The sequence below is a fragment of the Nocardia sp. NBC_00403 genome, from assembly GCF_036046055.1.
Lineage (GTDB): Bacteria > Actinomycetota > Actinomycetes > Mycobacteriales > Mycobacteriaceae > Nocardia.
The window spans coordinates 7,914,836-7,933,565 of the sequence record NZ_CP107939.1 but is presented as its reverse complement, the minus strand read 5'-3'; the positions used below and the strand labels follow the sequence as shown (position 1 = coordinate 7,933,565).

Annotated in this window: 18 protein-coding genes, 1 tRNA gene and 1 pseudogene; 6 read left to right on the top strand and 14 right to left on the bottom strand. The window is 65.4% G+C overall.

Annotated elements, in window-relative coordinates:
• Window positions 1-133 precede the first annotated feature (133 nt).
• Window positions 134-670 carry a transglycosylase family protein gene (locus OHQ90_RS35670; RefSeq protein ID WP_328405183.1) on the bottom strand — a complete coding sequence of 179 codons (537 nt, stop codon included), beginning with the start codon at window positions 668-670 and terminating at the stop codon, window positions 134-136.
• A gap of 549 nt (window positions 671-1,219) precedes the next feature.
• Here OHQ90_RS35670 and OHQ90_RS35665 point away from each other — a divergent pair.
• Window positions 1,220-1,293 (top strand) — tRNA-Met (locus OHQ90_RS35665).
• Between the two features lie 158 nt (window positions 1,294-1,451).
• On the opposite strand, the gene OHQ90_RS35660 is transcribed toward OHQ90_RS35665, so the two are convergent.
• The 4 genes from OHQ90_RS35660 to OHQ90_RS35645 all read right to left on the bottom strand — a co-directional run bounded on the left by OHQ90_RS35660 (window position 1,452) and on the right by OHQ90_RS35645 (window position 5,342).
• Window positions 1,452-2,225, bottom strand: a complete 774-nt coding sequence (locus OHQ90_RS35660) for an ABC transporter permease (protein WP_328405181.1) — start codon at window positions 2,223-2,225, stop codon at window positions 1,452-1,454.
• A gap of 72 nt (window positions 2,226-2,297) precedes the next feature.
• A complete protein-coding gene (locus OHQ90_RS35655; RefSeq protein WP_328405179.1) occupies window positions 2,298-3,134 on the bottom strand; it encodes a mycofactocin-coupled SDR family oxidoreductase in 837 nt (278 codons plus the stop codon).
• Window positions 3,131-4,720, bottom strand: a complete 1,590-nt coding sequence (locus tag OHQ90_RS35650; RefSeq protein WP_328405177.1) for a flavin-containing monooxygenase — start codon at window positions 4,718-4,720, stop codon at window positions 3,131-3,133. Before OHQ90_RS35650 ends, OHQ90_RS35655 begins: the two co-directional genes overlap by 4 nt.
• A gap of 13 nt (window positions 4,721-4,733) precedes the next feature.
• Window positions 4,734-5,342, bottom strand: a complete 609-nt coding sequence (locus OHQ90_RS35645) for a TetR/AcrR family transcriptional regulator (protein ID WP_328405175.1) — start codon at window positions 5,340-5,342, stop codon at window positions 4,734-4,736.
• A gap of 253 nt (window positions 5,343-5,595) precedes the next feature.
• Here OHQ90_RS35645 and OHQ90_RS35640 point away from each other — a divergent pair, with 253 nt between their 5' ends.
• On the top strand, window positions 5,596-6,114 hold the full coding sequence (locus OHQ90_RS35640; protein ID WP_328405173.1) for a DUF2231 domain-containing protein: 519 nt from the start codon (window positions 5,596-5,598) through the stop codon (window positions 6,112-6,114).
• Here OHQ90_RS35640 and OHQ90_RS35635 read toward each other — a convergent pair.
• Both OHQ90_RS35635 and OHQ90_RS35630 read right to left on the bottom strand, forming a co-directional pair.
• Entirely contained in the window at window positions 6,054-6,722 is a 669-nt protein-coding gene (locus OHQ90_RS35635; protein ID WP_328405171.1) for a response regulator transcription factor, read from the bottom strand. The two genes, OHQ90_RS35640 and OHQ90_RS35635, sit on opposite strands and share 61 nt — an antisense overlap.
• On the bottom strand, window positions 6,719-7,888 hold the full coding sequence (locus OHQ90_RS35630) for a sensor histidine kinase (protein WP_328405169.1): 1,170 nt from the start codon (window positions 7,886-7,888) through the stop codon (window positions 6,719-6,721). The genes OHQ90_RS35635 and OHQ90_RS35630 overlap by 4 nt, the downstream gene beginning before the upstream one ends.
• Window positions 7,889-8,146: 258 nt before the next feature.
• Here OHQ90_RS35630 and OHQ90_RS35625 point away from each other — a divergent pair, with 258 nt between their 5' ends.
• Window positions 8,147-9,067: a sterol desaturase family protein gene (locus OHQ90_RS35625; RefSeq protein WP_328405167.1), complete on the top strand. Its 921-nt coding sequence runs from the start codon at window positions 8,147-8,149 to the stop codon at window positions 9,065-9,067.
• Here the strand turns inward: OHQ90_RS35625 and OHQ90_RS35620 are convergent.
• Window positions 9,051-9,404: a cytochrome P450 gene (locus OHQ90_RS35620; protein ID WP_328405165.1), complete on the bottom strand. Its 354-nt coding sequence runs from the start codon at window positions 9,402-9,404 to the stop codon at window positions 9,051-9,053. The two genes, OHQ90_RS35625 and OHQ90_RS35620, sit on opposite strands and share 17 nt — an antisense overlap.
• Window positions 9,405-9,531: 127 nt before the next feature.
• On the opposite strand from OHQ90_RS35620, the gene OHQ90_RS35615 reads away from it, so the two are divergent.
• Complete coding sequence (locus OHQ90_RS35615; protein WP_328405163.1) at window positions 9,532-10,683, top strand: RNA-guided endonuclease InsQ/TnpB family protein; 1,152 nt, start codon at window positions 9,532-9,534, stop codon at window positions 10,681-10,683.
• Window positions 10,684-10,716: 33 nt separating this feature from the next.
• On the opposite strand, the pseudogene OHQ90_RS35610 reads toward OHQ90_RS35615, so the two are convergent.
• Together OHQ90_RS35610 and OHQ90_RS35605 are read right to left on the bottom strand one after the other, a co-directional pair.
• Window positions 10,717-10,878: pseudogene (locus tag OHQ90_RS35610) on the bottom strand (cytochrome P450); the annotation flags it as partial.
• Window positions 10,879-11,074: 196 nt separating this feature from the next.
• Window positions 11,075-11,878 carry a nuclear transport factor 2 family protein gene (locus OHQ90_RS35605; RefSeq protein WP_328405161.1) on the bottom strand — a complete coding sequence of 268 codons (804 nt, stop codon included), beginning with the start codon at window positions 11,876-11,878 and terminating at the stop codon, window positions 11,075-11,077.
• 113 nt (window positions 11,879-11,991) lie between these two features.
• Here OHQ90_RS35605 and OHQ90_RS35600 point away from each other — a divergent pair, with 113 nt between their 5' ends.
• Window positions 11,992-12,783, top strand: a complete 792-nt coding sequence (locus OHQ90_RS35600) for a 3-oxo-5-alpha-steroid 4-dehydrogenase (protein WP_328405159.1) — start codon at window positions 11,992-11,994, stop codon at window positions 12,781-12,783.
• A 15-nt stretch (window positions 12,784-12,798) separates the two neighbouring features.
• Here the strand turns inward: OHQ90_RS35600 and OHQ90_RS35595 are convergent, their stop codons facing one another.
• Complete coding sequence (locus OHQ90_RS35595; RefSeq protein WP_328405157.1) at window positions 12,799-13,770, bottom strand: SDR family NAD(P)-dependent oxidoreductase; 972 nt, start codon at window positions 13,768-13,770, stop codon at window positions 12,799-12,801.
• An 86-nt stretch (window positions 13,771-13,856) separates the two neighbouring features.
• Between OHQ90_RS35595 and OHQ90_RS35590 the strand changes: the two genes are divergently transcribed.
• Complete coding sequence (locus OHQ90_RS35590; protein ID WP_328405155.1) at window positions 13,857-15,209, top strand: TIGR01777 family oxidoreductase; 1,353 nt, start codon at window positions 13,857-13,859, stop codon at window positions 15,207-15,209.
• Here the strand turns inward: OHQ90_RS35590 and OHQ90_RS35585 are convergent.
• From OHQ90_RS35585 to OHQ90_RS35575, 3 genes are read right to left on the bottom strand one after another with little or no spacing between them, the layout of a single operon-like run.
• The gene (locus OHQ90_RS35585; RefSeq protein WP_328405153.1) at window positions 15,206-16,498 is read right to left on the bottom strand and encodes a cyclopropane-fatty-acyl-phospholipid synthase family protein; all 1,293 of its coding nucleotides are present in this window, start codon (window positions 16,496-16,498) and stop codon (window positions 15,206-15,208) included. The two genes, OHQ90_RS35590 and OHQ90_RS35585, sit on opposite strands and share 4 nt — an antisense overlap.
• A complete protein-coding gene (locus tag OHQ90_RS35580; RefSeq protein ID WP_328405151.1) occupies window positions 16,495-17,217 on the bottom strand; it encodes a DUF1365 domain-containing protein in 723 nt (240 codons plus the stop codon). Before OHQ90_RS35580 ends, OHQ90_RS35585 begins: the two co-directional genes overlap by 4 nt.
• The gene (locus OHQ90_RS35575) at window positions 17,214-18,536 is read right to left on the bottom strand and encodes an NAD(P)/FAD-dependent oxidoreductase (RefSeq protein WP_328405149.1); all 1,323 of its coding nucleotides are present in this window, start codon (window positions 18,534-18,536) and stop codon (window positions 17,214-17,216) included. The genes OHQ90_RS35580 and OHQ90_RS35575 overlap by 4 nt, the downstream gene beginning before the upstream one ends.
• Window positions 18,537-18,730 lie beyond the last annotated feature (194 nt).

Sequence of the window (18,730 nt, the reverse complement as noted above, 5' to 3'; positions counted from 1 at the left end):
GCATGTCCACCATGCCTCGACGGGGGGCTGCATGATCCCGCAAAGACTCTCGTGAACGCGAGAACGGCCCCATCACCCGAGGGGTCGGTGACGGGGCCGCTCTTGCATCGGATCCGGAAAGCGGGACCGAAGATCAGCGGAACAGCGAGTTGATCAGTGCGCTGTTCTGCTCGAGCACTGCCTGGTATTGATCCTCGACGCCGGCATGTTCGGCGAGCTCGTTGCCGGTGCTCTTGGCCTGGTCGACGACGGACTCGGCATTGTCGATGGTCGGGGCGGCGGGCTCCGGCTCTGCGGCGGGTTCGGGCGCAACGTCAGCCGACTCGCCGCCGCTGAGGTAGGCGCCGCAGGTGGGCCAGGCGCCGGGACCCTGGGTGGCGAGCACGTTCTCCGCGACGCGGATCTGCTCGGCCTTGCTGGCGGTGTGCGCCGAGCCCTGGCCGCCGTTGGCCGCCCAGGTGCTCTGCGAGAACTGCAGGCCGCCGTAGTAGCCGTTGCCGGTGTTGATCCCCCAGTTGCCACCGCTCTCGCACTGTGCGACGCCGTCCCAGTTGTGGGTGGGCGCTGCCGACGCGGTGGCGGTGGAAAGACCGAACGGTACCGCAACGAGAGCGCCGGTGACGGCCATGAAGCCGAGGGCGCGGGTGCTGAACTTCCGGTTCTGAGACATAGTATTTTCCCTCCCTGCGCCCGCCGACGCGGCGAAACTCCGCCGTGTCCCTGTCCCCAGGAGTCGGGGATCCTCGAACCGCGGGACAGGGTTGCCGGTGTTCGACGGTTCGAGTTCGTGCCCATCACGTTTGATCCGGGCCGTGGATCCGACGGTAACTAAGAAATCTCAACAGATCACGTCTTGATAACGTCAGAATTCTATGAAGCGGAATGGTGCATAACCGGTATTTACGCTGGTTGTTAATGCTGTTGAATCGGTTCTGAACGGTTCGTTATATTCTCGTGATGTGGTCGAGATCACTACGAAATAGTGATCCCGGTCACGTTTGAATGCCTTGCCAAAAGGGTGCCGTGTGCGCACGTCTCCTCGGCGGCGCCATCGCGAACCCGTGAATAAGCGCGGCCGGACTGGGTGTGCGTTGCGTCACTCCGCGGCCGCTCTCGCTGCTGTTTCGGCCTGCGTCGATGTCGCCGGCCGGCGGAAACCTCCTGTTCGGAGGGCGATTTGCCATCTGAGCGTAGGCGTGTGTAATGTTGTGTTTACCGACGCGGGGTGGAGCAGCTCGGTAGCTCGCTGGGCTCATAACCCAGAGGTCGCAGGTTCAAATCCTGTCCCCGCTACAAAGGCAAATGGCCCGGAACGCACAGTTCCGGGCCATTTTTCTATGCGCTGGAAGCGCAGTCCGCACGGTCGAAGGCGACCGAAGCGTGGCCGACCGATCACTGCTGCTGGCGGCTTCTCGAGCCGGACACGATTATCGAACGCCAGATGCGTGGCATCACCGGGACGAAGTGCGGCCGACTCCCCGTCTGGTCGCCCGGCGGATCTTGGTTCGGGAGACGAGTTCGATCGTGATCGCGACAGCACATGATTGCGCGAGGAGCAGGGCGATCAGCACGAGGATCTGCACTGCTCCCGCCTGGATGGCCGAGCCGCTCGCGATCAGGACGCCGACGAAGGCACCGGGCAGGGTGACGAGGCCGACGGTGCGGGTTTGGTCCACGCCGGGGAGCAAAGCGTCCGCCGCGGTCGGCCGGGCCACCTCCAGCCGTGCGTCACGGTCGCTCAATCCCAAGCTCAGCGCGGCTTCGACCTCACCCCACCGCTGCTCGATCGCATCGAGCGCTCGCCTGGCGGCCAACGAGGTCGCGGTCATCGTCCCACCGAGCACGATGCCGCCGATCGGAACCAACGCCACACCCTCGAACGGGACAACACCGCTGACGAGCAGCAACGGCAGCACGCTGCCGAGCCCGCATCCGATCGCAAGCGCCAACCACGCCGCCGACCGACCGGCGTTCGAGCGCCGCGCCGAAGTCACGATCGCCGCGCCGAACATCACCACCAGCACCACGATCGAGGACCATAACTGCGCGAGTGCGGCGGCCAGCACCAGCGCGATAACCGCCAATTGAGCTGTGCCGCGCAGTGCCGCGCGCGGCACGGTTGCCGCATCGCCGAGCCCGGCGGCGAGATACACCACCACCGCGCCGGCGACCATGATCGTGCACACCACGGACAGCCCGAGGCCCGGTGTGATCACCCCGTTCATGTCACATTCACACCGCCCATTGTCGTCGCAAGAGGTGGGCGCGGACGGTCCTGGCCGGGCACCGACCGGGTCTCACCGAGCGAGGAAGCCCTTGTCGACCGGAACTTGCGCACCCGTGATCACCCGGGAGGAGTCGCTGGCCAGCCAGACCACGACGTCGGAGATCTCGTCCGGCTCGACCAGTCCATCGGTCTTCAGTAGGTTCGGGGTGTAGCTGTAGACATAGGCAGGGTGATCTTCGAAGAGCTTGTACATGGAGGTGTCGTTGCCCAGCGCCGTGTTGGTGCCGTAGGGCAGCAGGGTGTTGACGCGGATGCCGTATTCGCCGAGTTCGACGGCCAGCGACTTGGTGAGACCTACGACTCCGAATTTGCTTGCGGCATAATGGCCGCAGCCGGGTGGCGCTTTGACTCCAGCCGAGGAGCTGATAGTCATGATGGAGCCGCCGTTGCCTGCGGCGATCATGGCCGGCACCGTCGCCTTGATCGTGTTCCACACACCGATCAGGTTGATATCGACCGTCTCACGGAACTGCTCGGGTGAGATCTCCCAGAGGCGGCCCCAACTGCAGACACCGGCATTGGCGACGACGAAGTCGAGGCGGCCGAAGGTCTTGACGGTGTCGGCGACGGCTTTCTGCTGGCCGTCCAGATCGCGCACGTCGACCTGCGCGGTGAGTATCTCGCGACCTTCGGCTTCGACAAGGTGTGCGGTTTCCGCGAGGTCCCCCGGTTCGGCCATCGGGTAGCCACTGAACGTCGCGATCTGCGCACAGGCATCGACGGCGACGATGTCGGCGCCTGCGCGGGCAAGGTGGATCGCATGCGAACGGCCCTGTCCGCGAGCGGCGCCCGTCACATAGGCGACTTTCCCGGCCAGCGGTCGGTCCGGTTCGATAGTCCTCGTCATATTCCTGCCTCGATTCTTCCCTGGTTGGAAATCGCGCGCGGCGCGGGCAGCGGTTCGCAGGCGTCGCGTCTGAACCAGTAGTCGCCGAGCGGCGAGTACCTGCTGAACCACAGTGCGCCACTGATGGTTTGGGGTCGGTAGTAGAGCGCCTCGCCGTGGGAGTTGACGAAGTAGGTGCGCAGGTCCGGGTTGCAGTCGACGACGTATGTACTGATGAGCTTGTTGTGGCGTCGCATCTTGTCGGTCCAACGACCGAACGCGTCGGCCCGCACCTGTGCGACGGTGGCGCCGCGCTTCCTGGCCTCGGAGATGACGCGCACGGCATGGCGGGCAGTGAGGTCGACGAAGGTGTGCCATGCGACCCCGACGTATCCCTGTGGCCCGACAAGTGACCATCGATTGGGTAGCCCCGGATGGGCGCTTCCGCCGTAGCTGCGCACACCGTTGCGGTGGTAGTCCTCGGCCAGGTCGAAGCCGGCAGGCCCCAGAATCGTTCCTGGCCGGTATGACTCGGGGGCGGTGAACAATTCGTAGCCCGTTGCCATGACGATGAGGTCGTAGTCGCGCTCGACTCCGTCGGTGGTTCTGATGCCGTGCGCGGTGACTTGTTCGAGGGGGTCGGCGATCAATGACACGGTGGGGGATGCAAGTGCGGTCAGGAAGCTGCTGGACAGAATCGGGCGCTTGGCGAGGATTCCATAGGACGGCACCAAAGCCCTTCGATCGGCTGGGTTCTCGATCTTCGCGCGCAGTAGCATCCTGTACAGCAGGCGCCAGATCTTGTCGTATTGCGGTAGCAGCTTCGTCAGCAGCGTGCGTGGTAGCACGGGCAGCACATTGCAGATGAGCTGGAGGGGTAGTTCCATTGCCGCAAGAGCGGCGCCGTTGATCGCCGCGGTGACTCCGGGTAGTGCCAGTATTCGTTGTGCGCGCGTTGATAATTCGACGTCGGGCTTGGGTAGGATCCACGATGGCGTGCGCTGGTAGACATCCACCTGCCGTGCCTTGCCGAAGATTTCCGAGACGATCTGCACCGAGCTCGATCCGGTGCCGATCACGGCAACTCGCTTGTCGCGATAGTCGTAGTCGGCATCCCAGGAGTTCGGACGAAGGATCGTTCCGGAAAACTGTGCGCAGCCCGGGATCTCGCCCGACGGCTTGGCATTGATATAGCCACCCACCGCGTTGATGACGAAGCGAGCTCGCACCGGATCGCGTCCTGCGATATGCAGCACCCACACTCGTTCGTGGTCGTCCCACATCTCGCGATCGACCGCACACCCGCCGCGAAAGTGCTTGTACAGGTCCAGATCCGCCGCCACCTGCTTGTTGTATCGCTGGATCTCGGTGCCCGCCGGAAACAGCCGCGACCAATCGGATTTCCGCGCAAAAGGGAACTGGTAGAACAGTGTTGGGACATCTACGAAAAGGCCGGGATAGATATTGTCGCGCCAACTTCCGCCGAAGTCCTCGGCCCGCTCCAATATGACGAAATCGGTGATGCCCGCCTGTTGCAGGTGATAGGCGGCGGTGATGCCCCCGGGTCCGGCTCCGATGATCGCGACATCGACGTATTCACTTGTCATTACTTTCTACTTCCTACGAAAAGCGACGCGGGGCGAACCCATTGAGCAGTAGGTCACTCGTGCGCTCGCGGACGTCGTCCGCATTCTTGAAGTCGGCAACGGCGAACGGCAGGATTTCCAGGCTGAGCAGTACCCGCACGATCCAATCGCCGGCATGCATCGGGTCGATGCCCGCGTCGACCTCGCCGCGCTGCTGTGCCTGCGCCACTAATGTCGCCCAGAAACCGGCCCAGCTGTGGCTCAGGTTGTCGCCGTAATGCTCGAGCAGTGTGGCGATGATGCTGTCGGTCCGCAGCGGGGGATCGAAAAGTTGGGGCGTCGTGACGTGCTCGTAGATCATCGCCGCCGCCTCGCCCACCTGCTCGCGCAAGGTCGGTTTGGGGGTGACGCTCAACGCAAGTCCGTCGATGAAGGCGTTGCACAGATAGGCCAGCCCCGCATTGATGGCCGCCTGCTTGTCGCCGAAGGTGTTGTACACCGTGCCGCGCGAAACGCCCGCGGCCTTGGCGACGTCGGTCAGTCGAAAGCCGCGCACGCCGGAGCGTCGCACGCATTCGGCCGCGCCCATGACCAGCTCGACGGGTGGTTCCATCGACGGTTTCCGTTGGGCCATGTTGTTCATTTTGAACACATTACGTCAAAGTGTTCAACAGTCAAGGCTTGATCGCCCGAGTGCGATATGCAGGCCCTCGAACACCGGGAACCACGAATTGGCCAGCGACACGAGATCTGGCGCCGGCCGGGCGGTTCATGCTGCGCCCGACCGACCGCTGCCCCGGACACGTCGATGAACCGTGCACCGCCGTACAGCGTGAGGTGAGGGAGATACTTGGGCCGATACCGCGGCAGCGGTCGAGAACCGAGGAGATGCCCTCATGTCGACGATCAACGGTTTGCCCGCCCACGTGCTGTTGGTTCATGTGATCGTGGTGTTCGTGCCGTTGACCTCGGCATTGTTGATACTGTCCGGGTTATGGCCCGCGGCGCGTCGCCGATTGATCTGGCTGGTCACCGCCCTCGCGGCGGTGACGGTCGCGCTGACTCCGCTCACCACCGACGCCGGTGCATCACTCCAGCATCGACTCGGTTCCTCACCCGCCATCGAGACCCACGCCGACCTCGGCCGAACGATGATCTACTTCGTTGTCCCGCTGCTGCTGGTCGCTGCGCTGCTCCTCGTTATTCATCTGCGCGAGGAACGCGACAAGCCGCCGACCCGGGCACTCACCGCCCTCCTCGCGGTACTGGCGGTCGGCTGTGGCATCGCGGCCTGCACGCAGGCGTATCGAGTGGGTGACTCCGGCACCCGCGCCGTGTGGGGTGCCCAGATCGATCAGTGCTGTGACGGGCCGACGGGGACCAGCCCGTGCTTGTGGGCGAACACGACCGCGTGAATCCGGTCGCGGACACCGAGTTTGGCGAGAATGCGGGAGACATGGGTCTTGACGGTCTCCTCGCCGACGCCGAGCAACGAGGCGATCTCGGCGTTGCTGCGCGCGTCGGCGAGCAGTAGCAGCACTTCGTGCTCCCGTGCGGTGAGCTGCTGCACCTGCGGCGGAGTGCGCGGCGGCGCGAGGCTGCCCGCGAACCGCGTCGCCAAGCGGCGGGTCATCGACGGATCGATCAGAGCGTCGCCGCGAGCCGCGATCCGGATCGCGGCGACGAGTTCTTCCGGCGGAAGGCTTTTCAGCAGGAAGCCGCTCGCACCTGCCTGCAGGGCGCGGTAGAGGTTGGCATCGCTGTCATAGGTGGTGAGCACGAGGACACGGGTGCCGCCTGCGGCGACGATGACCTCGGTGGCGGCGAGCCCGTCCAGCTTCGGCATCCGCACATCGAGGATCGCGACATCCGGTCGCAACCTGGCGATTTCGGCGATCGCGGCCCGACCCTCGCTCACCTCGGCGACACAGTCGAGATCCGCCTGGCTGTCGACGACGGCGCGCAGGCCGGAGCGGAACATGCTGTGGTCGTCGGCGATCAATACTCGAATCGGTGCGTTCACGATCCTCCGATCGGGACCGAAACCGCACTGTGCCAACGAGTTCTATTCGACTGTGGACCGCACCGGAGCTCGCCGCCGAAGAGTTCGGCGCGTCGTCGGATGCCACCGATGCCGCGCGGCATCGAGGCGTTGTCGATCGCCGTGCCTGCCATGATCGGATTCGTCGTTTCGATCATGATCAGGTTCGGCCGGTATTCCACATCCAGCCATGCGTTTTCGCCATCGCCGTGGCGTAGTGCGTTGGTCAACATTTCCTGCACGATTCGATAGAGGGTGATGTTCAGCGAATCCGGCAGTGGCACGGCTGACCCACGTACGGTGACTTCGACCGTCATCCCGGCCGAGCGCACGTGCTCGATCAGGCCGTCGATATCGGCAAGCCCGGGTTGGCGCCGGCCGTCGTCGTCGCGGCCGTGCAGCAGATCCAGTTGCCGACGCAGGTCGACCATCGCGGCCCTGCTACTCGTTTCCACCGCGGTCAAAGACTTGGTGGCCGGACCATTTCCGGAGTCGGCAAGGGCGATTCGCGCGGCGCCCGCATGGATGCCGATGGCACTGACATGGTGGGAAATCACGTCATGCAGATCGCGCGCGATGGCGGCGCGTTCATCGGCGACCGCGCGCTCGAGCGCGGCCTGCTGTTCCTGCTTGCGCAACTGTGCTTGCTGCTCGAGCTCTGCGATGTACGCGCCACGTGCCGCGGTGTATCGGCCGACCAACCAGGGCACCACACCCACCGACACCGTTGTCGCAAGCAGCAGCCGCCAGTCGTGTGAGGTGGTGCTGCCGACGAGCAGGTGCGCGCCCGCGAAACCGGAGCACAGTGTGAGGACTGTCGAAACGGATGTCGGGCCTGTCATCCACGCGCCCGCGCGATAACCGGCGACCAGGAACCCGACATCGGCGAATCGTGCCGCGAAGCCGTGCCGATGCAGCAGTAGCGCCTCGAGCAGCCTCAGGGCAACCTGGCCGACCGCAACGATGCCTGCGGTACGCGGCGGCGCGGCCAGCGCGAGATCGGCGGCGGCGACACCGACCGCCACTGCGGTCGCCTGCCACGGCGCTACGGCGAAGACGCCGCACAGGGCCAGGACCACAGTGTCGATCGTCGCGGCGACCACCGCGACCACCAGCGACTGGCGGGCCAACGACCTGCTCACGTCCACCGGCCGCCACCTCCCACATCATCCGGCAGTATCGGTCGGCCCGATCCGACGAACGCACCGATACCGGCCGAGTTGTTCGCGGGCGATCCTACCCAGCCGCCGACGCACCTCGCCGGGGCTGCTGTGCGTCAACTCTGCCCTCGGACGGTGCGCCGCACGTCCCCCGCGCGGGGGACGGTGCGTCCCTCGGCGGCGCGATGACTGTCATGGCCGCGGCCCGTAGCGTGGCCGTGACCGGCGGAAAGTGAAGGAGATCTCATGGGCCGTGTGGACTTGTTGGGCTATGCGTTACCGGCATTCGTGCTGCTGATGGTGGTCGAGTGGATCTCGTATCGCCGCGATCCCGACCGATCCGACAACACCAGCGCAGGGCGTGACACCGCCGCCAACTTGGCGACTTTCACCCTCGGCAGGCTCGTCAAACCGTTCATGCACTACCTGCTGCCGTTCTCCGCCGTGCTGGTCGCTGCCGCGGTGACTCCGCTGCACCTGTCGCCGAAGAGCTGGTGGGTGTGGGTGCTCGGGTTGGTGGTCACCGATTTCTGTTATTACTGGGCCCATCGCGCCGACCATCGGGTGCGACTGCTGTGGACCGCCCACAGCGTCCACCACTCCAGCGAGTACTTCAATCTCTCCACCGCGCTGCGGCTGCCATGGCTGCATCCGGTGGCCAACATGGTGCGCGGACTGGCGTGGGTGCCTGCGGCCCTGATCGGCCTGCCGCCGTGGATGATCTTCTTGCTGCAGACCATCGGATTGCTCTACCAGTTCCCGATCCACACCCAGCGGGTCGGCAGGCTGGGGCTGCCGATCGAGTTCCTGTTCAATACGCCCGCGCATCACCGGATCCACCACGGCTCGAACCAGCCCTATATCGACAGGAACTATGGCGGCATCTTCATTGTTTGGGACCGGATGTTCGGCAGCTTTGCCGCCGAATCCGAACCGATCCGTTACGGCCTGACGAAGAACATCGCCACCGACAACCCACTGCGGGTCAATTTCCACGAGCTGGCGGGATTGATCGGCGACGTTCGCAATGCCGAAACCTGGAGGGGTCGAATCGGTTACGTGTTCGGTCCGCCGGGATGGACCGAAAAGGCGAACGCCTCCGAGCCGGAACCCCTTGCGGTGCAGCCCGAGACCGTCAGGGGCGCCGAATCTACTGCCGCGGTGTGATCTCGGCGAAATCGAGCGGTATCGCCGCCGGTCCGCGTAGGTTGACGTGCGCGCGGTACGGCGGCGGACCGATGGCGCAGCCGGGGGATCGGACCCGCTGCGCGAACCTGGTCACAGGGACGCATCCTTCGAGCCTGGCCAGCGGAGCGCCGAGGCAGAAATGCGCGCCGAGCCCGAAGGCGAGATGGCGGTTGTCGTGAGTGGGGTCGAAACGGTCCGGATCGGTGAAGACCGCGGGATCACGCTGCGCGACGGCGATCAGCATCAGGACCAGGTCGCCGCGGTCGATGTCTACGTCGCCGATCCGCATATCCGCGGCCGCGACGCGCGGAATCATTTGTACCGGATGGTCATCGGGTGTTTGGCGCGGATACTCCCTCATTCACGAGGGAAAGGAAGCGCCATCCCCCTAATCGTGGTCGGGTAACCAGGAGTTGTCGGTGCTGTCGGTTACATTGCCGGGCATGACCGAGGTGGTGCGCTTCAACTACCGCCTGCGCCCTGGCGTGCAGGCGGAGCGGGCACTGGTCTCGGAGTGGCATCGGTGCCGGTTTGTGTGGAACGAGGCTGTGCATCAACAGAAGTCGGGTGGACGTCCCACCTTCGGCAAGCTCGGGAAGTTCCTGACCGAAGCGCGGGGCCGGGCTGCGTGGTTGCGGGAGGGGGCGCAGGTCGCCCAGCAGCAGGCGCTGCGTACCTACGCGCAAGCCCTCGACCATTCGTTCAAGGTCAAAGGACGCGGCCAACCGAGGTTCGAACCACGCAAGAAGACGTTGCCGTCGCTGGAATACACCGTGCGCGGGTTCAGCATCCGCGACGGCAGGCTGCTCCTGCCGAAGGGCGTGAGTATCCCGGTGGTGTGGTCGCGGGAACTGCCATCCGAGCCGACATCTGTCCGTATCACCCAAGACTGCCTGGGGCATTGGTATGCCTCGTTCGTTGTCCGGCGTGAGGTGGAAACCGTGCCGGTAGCCCAGGGTGGTGTCGGTATCGACTGGGGTGTGAGCGTCACGGCCACGACCACCGACACCCGGTTCGACCTGCCCTTTCTGGGGCACCGGAAACGGTGCGCGGCGGAACTCGCCAAAGCGCAACGCCGCATGGCTCGCCGCCGTAGCGGCACGAGCGGCCCACAGTCCGGTGGTTATCAGCGGGCCGCCCGCGAGGTCGCGAAGCTCCACAAGAAAGCGGCACGGCAAACCCGGCACGATTCGCGGGTGTGGGCGAAACGTGTTGTCGCCAACCATGCGTTGATCGCGGTGGAAGATTTCCGGCCGAAGTTCCTGGCGAAGTCCACGATGGCCCGCAAAGCGGCCGACGCGGCGATCGGTGGGGCGAAGCGGGAGTTGATCGAGCGTGGTGTGCGGGCTCGCCGGAAGGTGGTGTTGGTTCAGCCCGCCTATACGACGATGACGTGCAGTGACTGTTTCGCGAGAACCAAGCGACTCGAACTGTGCGAGAGGACTTTCCGATGCCCCGACTGCGGTTACACCGCGGGTCGGGACCGGAACGCTGCCAGAGTGATTCTGGTTGTGGCAGAGCGCGGCCACGTCAGTGTTGAGGATGTGAGACAAGCGGGTCACCTCCTTCGGGTGGGTGGTTCGGTTGCGGTCTGAGCTGAGAATCTCCTGCCTTCAGGCAGGAGAAGCGTTAAACCGCAACGTTTCCTCGCTGACACCGGCGGCTTGCTCTGGATCGGCGCGCAATGCCGCGAGGTGTCCGGGGTGGCGCAGCAGGGCCAGGATCGCGTTGGAGATGAGGTTGACCGTGGTCTCGTGGCCTGCGATGAGCAGCAGCGCGCACGTGTAGATGAGCTCGTCGTGGCTGAGTGTGTTGCCCGGCTTCGAGCCGCCGGGGGAGTCGCGCAATACGGATGAGCGGGCGTCCTGATCGAACTAGTGATCGGTCCGATTGACTAGGTCCTCGGTCCGATCGATCGGGTCCTCGGTCCGATCGGGCGGGTGTTCGACTCGATCGGTCGGGTGCTCGCTCGGATTCGGCTGGTGCTCAGGCGTCGGTGAACACCCGGATCGCGCTGATCTGCCCCGCCCTGGAGGTGAATTCGATGAACGCGACACCGTGCACCGGGCCAAGTTCTATGCTGGCGGTGACTGTGCGACCGGCGGCGATCAGCTTGTCCCACTTCAGGTTTCGTGCACGATTGATGAACTCCTCCACCGAGACCGGTGTGCCCGCGGGAAACTCGATGGCGCTGTCGTAGTCGAGCAGGCCGCGGACGCGGCTGATGTCCATCGCCGCCGCGGCGGTGAAGAGTCGGGTCGCGACGCGTTTGCCCGTACGGCCGACTCCGAAGAGTCCGCGCATCATCCCGACGGCGCCGCCGATGCCCTGATTGGCGATCAACTGCGGGCCGAGTTTCAGCGCGGCGCCCAGGCCCGGCAACCCGGTGCGCAGTAGCTGCATGATCATCGCGGCCAATTCCCAGTGCGCGGCCAGGCGGGTGATTTTCCAGACGCCGTTTTCTTCGACGAGGTCGTAGCGCAGGTGCATCGGGACCGCGACGGTGGCGCCGGTCGACATCGTGGTCTCGATCAGCAGGTCTCGGACCACGGTCGGCGGGCCGACGAGATCGCGCTCGACCCGGAAGGCGATGGTGTTCGGGCCGATGAAGGTGTCGTAGAAGCGCTCGATCGCGGCGCGACCGATATGCGGCCGCGAGCCGACCGGATCGTTGACGGCGGCGTCGGTGCTGAACAGCCCCACCCAGGCCGCGCGGTCATGGGCGGCGACGGCGCGCGGCGAGGCCGCTACGGCGACGAGCAAGTCGGTGGCCGTCGGATCCAGCGGCATGACAGTTCCTCCGTTGTCGCGGGTCGTGACTCGAACACATGGTAGAACATGTTCTAATTTTGGCGCCGGAAGTCAGCGGAAATGTCCGGCGCAACGCCCGACGAAGGATCTCGATGGACTGGTACACCGGGAACACCGCCTACGACACGGTGCTGACGATCGCCTTCGGGTTCGCGGCATTCGTGCTGGTCGGTGGGCTCTTCGCGCAAAGCCCGTACGGCCGCTTCGCCACCACGAAGGTCGGTTTCAACCTCAACCCGAAGCTCGGCTGGTGGTTGATGGAAATACCGGCCACGGTGGTGTTCGCGGTGTTCTACCTGACCGGCCCGGACCGATTCGAGCCGACGTCGCTGGTGCTCGCACTGATCTGGCTCGTGCACTACGGAAATCGCGGCTGGTTCTTCCCGCTGTCCATTCGGCAGGTGCCCGGCAAGCGCAGCAGCTTCAACGTCTCGGTACTCGGTATGGGCATGTTCGTGACCGCGCTGCACGGCTACCTGAACGGCGCATTCTTCAGTCACGACTACAAGCATCAGTACGGCACCGGCTGGCTCACCGATCCGCGTTTCCTCATCGGCGTCGTGGTCTATCTCTGCGGGTTCGCCCTGCTGGTCCGCTCCGAGGCAATTGTGCGCAACCTGCGTGACAAGAACGACCCCGGCGCGGCGGATTACCGGATTCCCTACGGCTTCGGATTCCGATTCGTCACCAGTCCCGCCTACCTCGGCGAGCTGCTCGCCTGGGCCGGCTTCGCGCTGTTGACCTGGTCGCTGGCCGGTGTGGTGATCTTCCTGATCACCGCGGGCAACCTGGTGCCGCGCGCCTTTGCGACCCATAGGTGGTACCGCGAGAAGTTCGCCGACTATCCGTCTGACCGGAAGGCGTTGATTCCGTTCGTGATCTGAGGCTGCGCGGCCTGCTCATCCGGTGTCGATGCGGGCCGCCTGTCTGCAGTCCAGCCAGAGCCGCCACAGCTCGCCGTTGGTGTAGTGGGTGCGGCGTAGGTAGTGCTCGGGTCGCGGGCGGCGGTCGTGCCAGAACCGGCCGGACGGTGGGGTCGGTGTGGCCGCGGCCAGCCAGACGGCAGTGTCCGCGCCCTCGGCCGGAGTGCGCAGCAACGGGCCGATCAGGCGATGGAATCCGGGCAGTGCGGCAGCGACGCCAGGTGTGTCGACCCAGCCCGGGTGCATGCTGTGAAACGAAATGCCCTGGGGACCATAGTATTCAGCGAGAATCGGCGTGAAGGCCACCTGCATGCGTTTGGTGCGGGCGTAAGCGGTCGCACCGCGGTAACGGCCCTTGCGGTACTCGGGATCATCGACGGCCAGCAGCTGGGTGTACATGCCGCCTGAGGACATGAAGATCACCCGCGGGTCGCCGGCAGCGTTCAGCAGGGCGGCGAGTCGATCGGTGAGCAACAGCGGGCCGAGCACGTGGGTCGCCAGAGTCAGTTCGTGCCCGTCGGCCGTCTCGGCGCGTTCGGGCGGCAGCACGCCCGCGTTGTGGATCAGTACGTCGAGTTTCGGCAGTCGCTCGCGGAGGCCTTCGGTGCATTCCGTCACGCTGGCCAGGTCTGCGATATCGCATTCTGTGACGGTCAGATCGGCGTCGGGGTGTGTCGTGAGGATGTCTTGCCGGGCGCGTTCGCCGCGTATCCGATCGCGCACGGCAAGAATCACCGATGCGTCGAGTCCGGCCAGTGCCTCGGCGATTGCCTTGCCGATGCCCGAATTCGCGCCGGTCACCATGGCGGTGGCGCCGCGCAGTGCGCCGGGTTCCGGATCGGCGGGCCGGTTGCGGCGGCGCAGGACAATGCCGAGGCGGGTGTATCCGGGAACGATCGTCCGGTCGAGCAGAGTGTCGAGCTTCGGGGCTCCGGATAGATCGGTCATGTCGTCATTGTGCTGGTGATCCGACATTTTGCCGGTGAACGATGCATAAACGTTGCAAGCGAACTGATCGTGACTACAGTCGTGGGATGGGCATCGAGTGTTCGAGCGTCGTCGCCGTTCCCCGGGCCGAGGTATTCGCCTGGTACGCCAGACCAGGAGCGTTCGCCCGGCTGGCGCCGCCGTGGCAGCCGGTGTCGCTGCTGGCGGAGGCGGGCTCGATGCAGGACGGTCAGGCGGTGCTCGGCCTGCCGGGTGGGCTGCGCTGGGTCGCGAGGCATGATCCGAGGGGCTATGAACCGCCGCATCGTTTCGTGGACACGATCGCCGTAGACGGCCTCGCGTCCCTGCCCGCCGGATTGCTGCTGAGGTGGCGGCATACGCACGATTTCGAGGTCGTCGACGATGACCACACCCGGATCGTCGATCGCGTGGAGTCGCCGGTGCCCGCGTTCGCACTGCGATCGATGTTCGACTACCGGTACCGGCAGGTCGCCGACGACCTCGCCGCGCACCGCCGGGCCGCGCGGGTGGGTTTCGCGCCGTCGATCATCGCGATAACCGGTGCATCCGGGTTGGTGGGCTCGGCGTTGGCCGCGTTCCTCACCACCGGCGGGCACGCTGTCATTTCTCTGGTCCGCCACGCACCCCGCAGTACGAGCGAAAGGCGCTGGGACCCCGCAGATCCGGCCCCTGATCTGCTCGACGGTGTCGATGCGGTGGTGCACCTGGCCGGTGCGTCGATCGCGGGTCGGTTCACCGAGGAGCACAAGCGAGCGATCGTCGAGAGCCGCATCGAGCCGACCCGCAAACTCGCCGAGCTCGTCGGCCGCGCGGGCGTGCCCACTTTTATCGGCGCCTCCGCGATCGGGTACTACGGCTACGACAGCGGCGAGGAAGTGCTGCGCGAGAACGCTTCTCGTGGCGACGGTTTTCTTGCCGATGTCGTCGCGGACTGGGAGGCGGCCACCGCCCCCGCCGCCGCGGCAGGCGTCCGGGTGGTGTCGGTGCGCACCGGCATCGTGCAGTCGCCGCGCGGTGGCACGCTGCGGTTGTTGCGGCCACTGTTCGCGGCTGGGCTGGGCGGCCGGATCGGTGACGGCCACCAGTGGCTTTCCTGGATCGGGATCGATGACCTGGTGGACGTCTATCACCGAGCGCTGTGGCAGGACGATCTGTCCGGTCCGGTGAATGCCGTTGCACCACAGCCAGTTCGGAACATCGACTACACCAGGATCCTGGCCGCCGTGCTGCGCAGGCCCGCGCTGCTCCCGGTGCCGGAGTTCGGTCCCGGCTTGCTGCTGGGCGCGCAAGGAGCGCGGGAGCTGGCGACGGCGAGCCAACGAGTCGAGCCCGCTCGGCTGCAAGCGGCAGGTCACCTCTTCCGTAGGCCGGATCTGGAGTCGACACTGCGACATCTGCTCGGCCGCGTGCCCGCCTAGCCGACCGGCTCCGTGCGGGTGAGCAGCAACTGCTGGACATCGAGATAGCCGCAGCGAAACCCCGCCTCGGCATGCGCCAAATACAACCGCCACATCCTGCGGAACATCGGGTCGAAGCCGAGTGCGGAGACCCGGTCCGGTCGGGAGTCGAATCGCTGCTGCCACAGGCGCAATGTGTGCGCGTAGTGCTCGCCCATCGATAGTTGTTCGCGCACAACCAATCCGGTACTTCGGGCAACCACTTCGCGCAGCAGCCGGGTCGAGGGCAGGAACCCGCCGGGAAAGATGTATTTCTGCACCCAGGTGTAGGTGTTGCGGGTAGCCGCCATCCGGTGGTGCGGCATGGTGATCGATTGGATCGCCACTCGTCCACCCGGTGCGAGCAGGCGATCGATGGTTCGGAAGTAGGTATCCAGATATTCGTAACCGACGGCTTCGATCATCTCTACGGACACCACCGCGTCGTAGCTTCCTTCGACGTGCCGGTAGTCGAGCAGATCGATGGTCACCCGGTCGGCCAGGCCGGCCGCCGTGACCCGGTCGAGCGCCCGCGTCCGCTGCTGCGCGGAGAGTGTCACCGAGCGCACTGCCGCGCCGCGCTGCGCCGCGCGCAGCGCCAATTCGCCCCAGCCGGTGCCGATTTCGAGGACGCGAGTACCGAGACCGACACCGGCAAGGTCGAGCAGCCTATCGATCTTCGCGCGCTGGGCCGCGGCAAGGTCGTTCCATTGCGGCCGTGGCGACAGCGTGGGAAACAGCGCGCTGGAGTAGGTCAGTGTTTCGTCGAGGAACAGTGCGAAGAAGTCATTGGACAGGTCGTAGTGCCTGGCAATATTGCCGCGGGTGTTCGATTCGTTATTCCGCTGCGCAGCAGGGTGTTTCGCGACATATAAGCGACGTAGTCGCTGGAGCGGCGCGGGCACCAGTGTGTCCACATGTCGCGCGAACACCGTCATGGCGGCGGTGAGATCGGGGGCCGACCAATCGCCCGCCATGTAGGACTCGCCGAATCCGATCAACCCGCCGCTGCCGAGGCGCGCGAAGAAATGGTCGGGCCGGTGCAGGATCAGCCGGGGCTGATCCGGCCGCACCGCATTGCGGCCGAGGACCGTTCCGTCGGGGTACTCGACCCTGATCGGCAGATCGCGCACGACGTGTTCAAATAGTCTGTTGGCCACTGCTGCGGCAATGCTCGCGCGAATCCCGGTGGGCACGTGCTCGACGTCGGGATAGGAAGGAAGCTGTTGCGCGGATGCGCAATCGGACGTGGAATGCGATTCGATGCTCACCGCGAAGACTCCGTCTGTGCAGGGGTTGGCCGGGGAACGACGGGCAGGCGGCGCGCCCACAGGCGCATGCCCTGCCAGCGAATGCGCGCCGAAACCACAAGTGGAGCAAAGGGTGCCGCCACTATCGCGCGCAGAATGGTACGGATGGTTGCGGGACGGCAACGCCCGGTCATCGAGGCGGAAAAGATCGGTCCGCCGTCGCTGAGCACGATGGATATTCGCAGCCGCTCGTCCGGTTCCGGCAATCGCATGTGGTACTCGCCGCGCACTTCGTTGAAGGGCGAGACATAGAACTTCTTGGGCGTGCGCGCCCGCGCGTGTTCGTCGAGGCGGACGAGGTAGCAGTGCCGCCCGCCGTAGGTGTTGTGCACCTCGGCGACGACACAGACGCCCGCGCCGGTGTCGTCCCGGCACCAGAACAGCGTGAGTGGATTGAACACATAGCCGAATACCCGTGCGTTGGTGAGCATGAGGATTCGGCCGCCGTGTAAGTCGATACCTTCACTGTCGAGGAAGTCATCGACGTTCGCACGCAGCGACCGAGTCGGGTCGCCGAGATGATCGGCGGATCGGAATGTCGCGATAGTCCGCAGCCAGCGCGGCAACCTGGGCATATCGTCGAGGTCGATCAACCAGCTGTAGCTGCGATAGCGGAACTCGTGTCGGAACGGCGTGACGCGGACATGACGGATGTGCGTACGGATGATGCTCGCCGTCATGATGCTCGTACCGTTGTCGCGGGCCTGTTCGTCCACCGCGCACCGAGCCGCTCGGCAGCGCGCAGGCCCGACAGAGCGCCGTCTTCATGGAACCCCCAACCGTGATAAGCGCCGGCGAATGCCAGTCGGGCATCGCCGATTTCACCGAGTCTGCGCTGTGCCGCAACCGACGCCGGAGTGTATTGCGGATGTTGGTAGATCATTCGATCCACGACCAGGTTCCCGTCGATGCGGTCGTGCGGGCCGAGGGTGACGAGGAAGCGTCGATCCGTGCCTGCGAGTCGCTGCAATCGGGTGAGGTCGTAGCTGACCAGGACACGATCGGCCGGCGCGGTGCACGAAGGCAGTCGATAGTTCCATGAGGCTCGCGCCCGTCGCGCTCTCGGCAGCACCGACTCGTCGGTGTGCAGCACCGCGTGGTTCACCGAATAGGGTATGGCGGAGAGGATTGCGCACTCGGCGGCGGTCGGTTCGGTGAGGATATCGAGCGCCTGATCCGGGTGGGTGGCGATGACAGCGGCGTCGAAGACGCGCAGTTCATCTGCTTCGTCACGGACTGCGACACCATCGGGGAGTCGGTGCACCGCCCGCACCAGGGTCGAGCGCAGCACCGTGTCGAGTTGCTGAGCGACGGCGTTCACGTAGGTGGCAGATCCGCCGGTGACCGTGCGCCAAGTGGGGGAGCCGAACACCGTCAGCATGCCGTGGTGGTCGAGGAAGGCGAAGAGGTATCGGGCCGGGTAGCGCAGGGCTGTCACCGGGTCGCACGACCACACCGCGGCGACCAATGGCGTCAGAAAGTGCGTGACGAAGTAGGCGGAGAAACGGGTGGCTCGTACCCATTCCCCCAGCGTGCGGTCGGACTCGGGTCCGGCGTCGAGTTCGGCACGTGCGAGCCGATGGAACCGTGGCACCTCGGTCAGCAGTCGCAGATAACGGCCGTTGCGCAGCGAGCGGGCGTCGGCGAACAATCCGCCGAGTCCACGAGCGCCCGCGTATTCCAGGCCGCAGCCCTCGCACTTTACCGACATGCTCATATCCGAATCCTGTGTCGCAATGCCCAATTCGCCGAACAGGCGCAGCAGAGTCGGGTATGTGCGCTCGTTGTGCACGATGAAACCGGTATCGACGTGGACGTCTGTGCCGCGGCGCACGGTGATCCGGTGGGTGTCCGCATGACCGCCGAGGCGAGCGTCTGCCTCGTACAGGGTCACTCCGGCCGAACGCGCGAGCACCCAGGCTGCTGTCAGTCCGGCCACTCCGCTGCCGATGACGGCAACTCGCCGGAGGTCGTTCATCGGATCGGTGTGCTCGATCATCGTGCTCCTTCTCTCCGGCAGGCGGTGCCGGACGATCCGCTGGTCGGAGGCTGAATTCCGCGGCGATCGGGTCGCAGCGACGCGCCGGCGGAGTCGTCGGCGGAACCGGCATTCGCCGTTCGGTGGACGCGCCCATGTAGCGATGCATCAATTATGCATCGTTTTGCGTGAGCGGGCTACCAGTGCCGCAATTC

Coding starts and splice junctions, on each gene's coding strand:
- OHQ90_RS35670 (WP_328405183.1), bottom strand. CDS start 670: ATGTCTCAGAACCGGAAGTTCAGCACCCGCGCCCTCGGCTTCATGGCC.
- OHQ90_RS35660 (WP_328405181.1), bottom strand. CDS start 2,225: ATGAACGGGGTGATCACACCGGGCCTCGGGCTGTCCGTGGTGTGCACG.
- OHQ90_RS35655 (WP_328405179.1), bottom strand. CDS start 3,134: ATGACGAGGACTATCGAACCGGACCGACCGCTGGCCGGGAAAGTCGCC.
- OHQ90_RS35650 (WP_328405177.1), bottom strand. CDS start 4,720: ATGACAAGTGAATACGTCGATGTCGCGATCATCGGAGCCGGACCCGGG.
- OHQ90_RS35645 (WP_328405175.1), bottom strand. CDS start 5,342: ATGAACAACATGGCCCAACGGAAACCGTCGATGGAACCACCCGTCGAG.
- OHQ90_RS35640 (WP_328405173.1), top strand. CDS start 5,596: ATGTCGACGATCAACGGTTTGCCCGCCCACGTGCTGTTGGTTCATGTG.
- OHQ90_RS35625 (WP_328405167.1), top strand. CDS start 8,147: ATGGGCCGTGTGGACTTGTTGGGCTATGCGTTACCGGCATTCGTGCTG.
- OHQ90_RS35620 (WP_328405165.1), bottom strand. CDS start 9,404: ATGATTCCGCGCGTCGCGGCCGCGGATATGCGGATCGGCGACGTAGAC.
- OHQ90_RS35615 (WP_328405163.1), top strand. CDS start 9,532: ATGACCGAGGTGGTGCGCTTCAACTACCGCCTGCGCCCTGGCGTGCAG.
- OHQ90_RS35605 (WP_328405161.1), bottom strand. CDS start 11,878: ATGCCGCTGGATCCGACGGCCACCGACTTGCTCGTCGCCGTAGCGGCC.
- OHQ90_RS35600 (WP_328405159.1), top strand. CDS start 11,992: ATGGACTGGTACACCGGGAACACCGCCTACGACACGGTGCTGACGATC.
- OHQ90_RS35595 (WP_328405157.1), bottom strand. CDS start 13,770: ATGACCGATCTATCCGGAGCCCCGAAGCTCGACACTCTGCTCGACCGG.
- OHQ90_RS35590 (WP_328405155.1), top strand. CDS start 13,857: ATGGGCATCGAGTGTTCGAGCGTCGTCGCCGTTCCCCGGGCCGAGGTA.
- OHQ90_RS35580 (WP_328405151.1), bottom strand. CDS start 17,217: ATGACGGCGAGCATCATCCGTACGCACATCCGTCATGTCCGCGTCACG.
- OHQ90_RS35575 (WP_328405149.1), bottom strand. CDS start 18,536: ATGATCGAGCACACCGATCCGATGAACGACCTCCGGCGAGTTGCCGTC.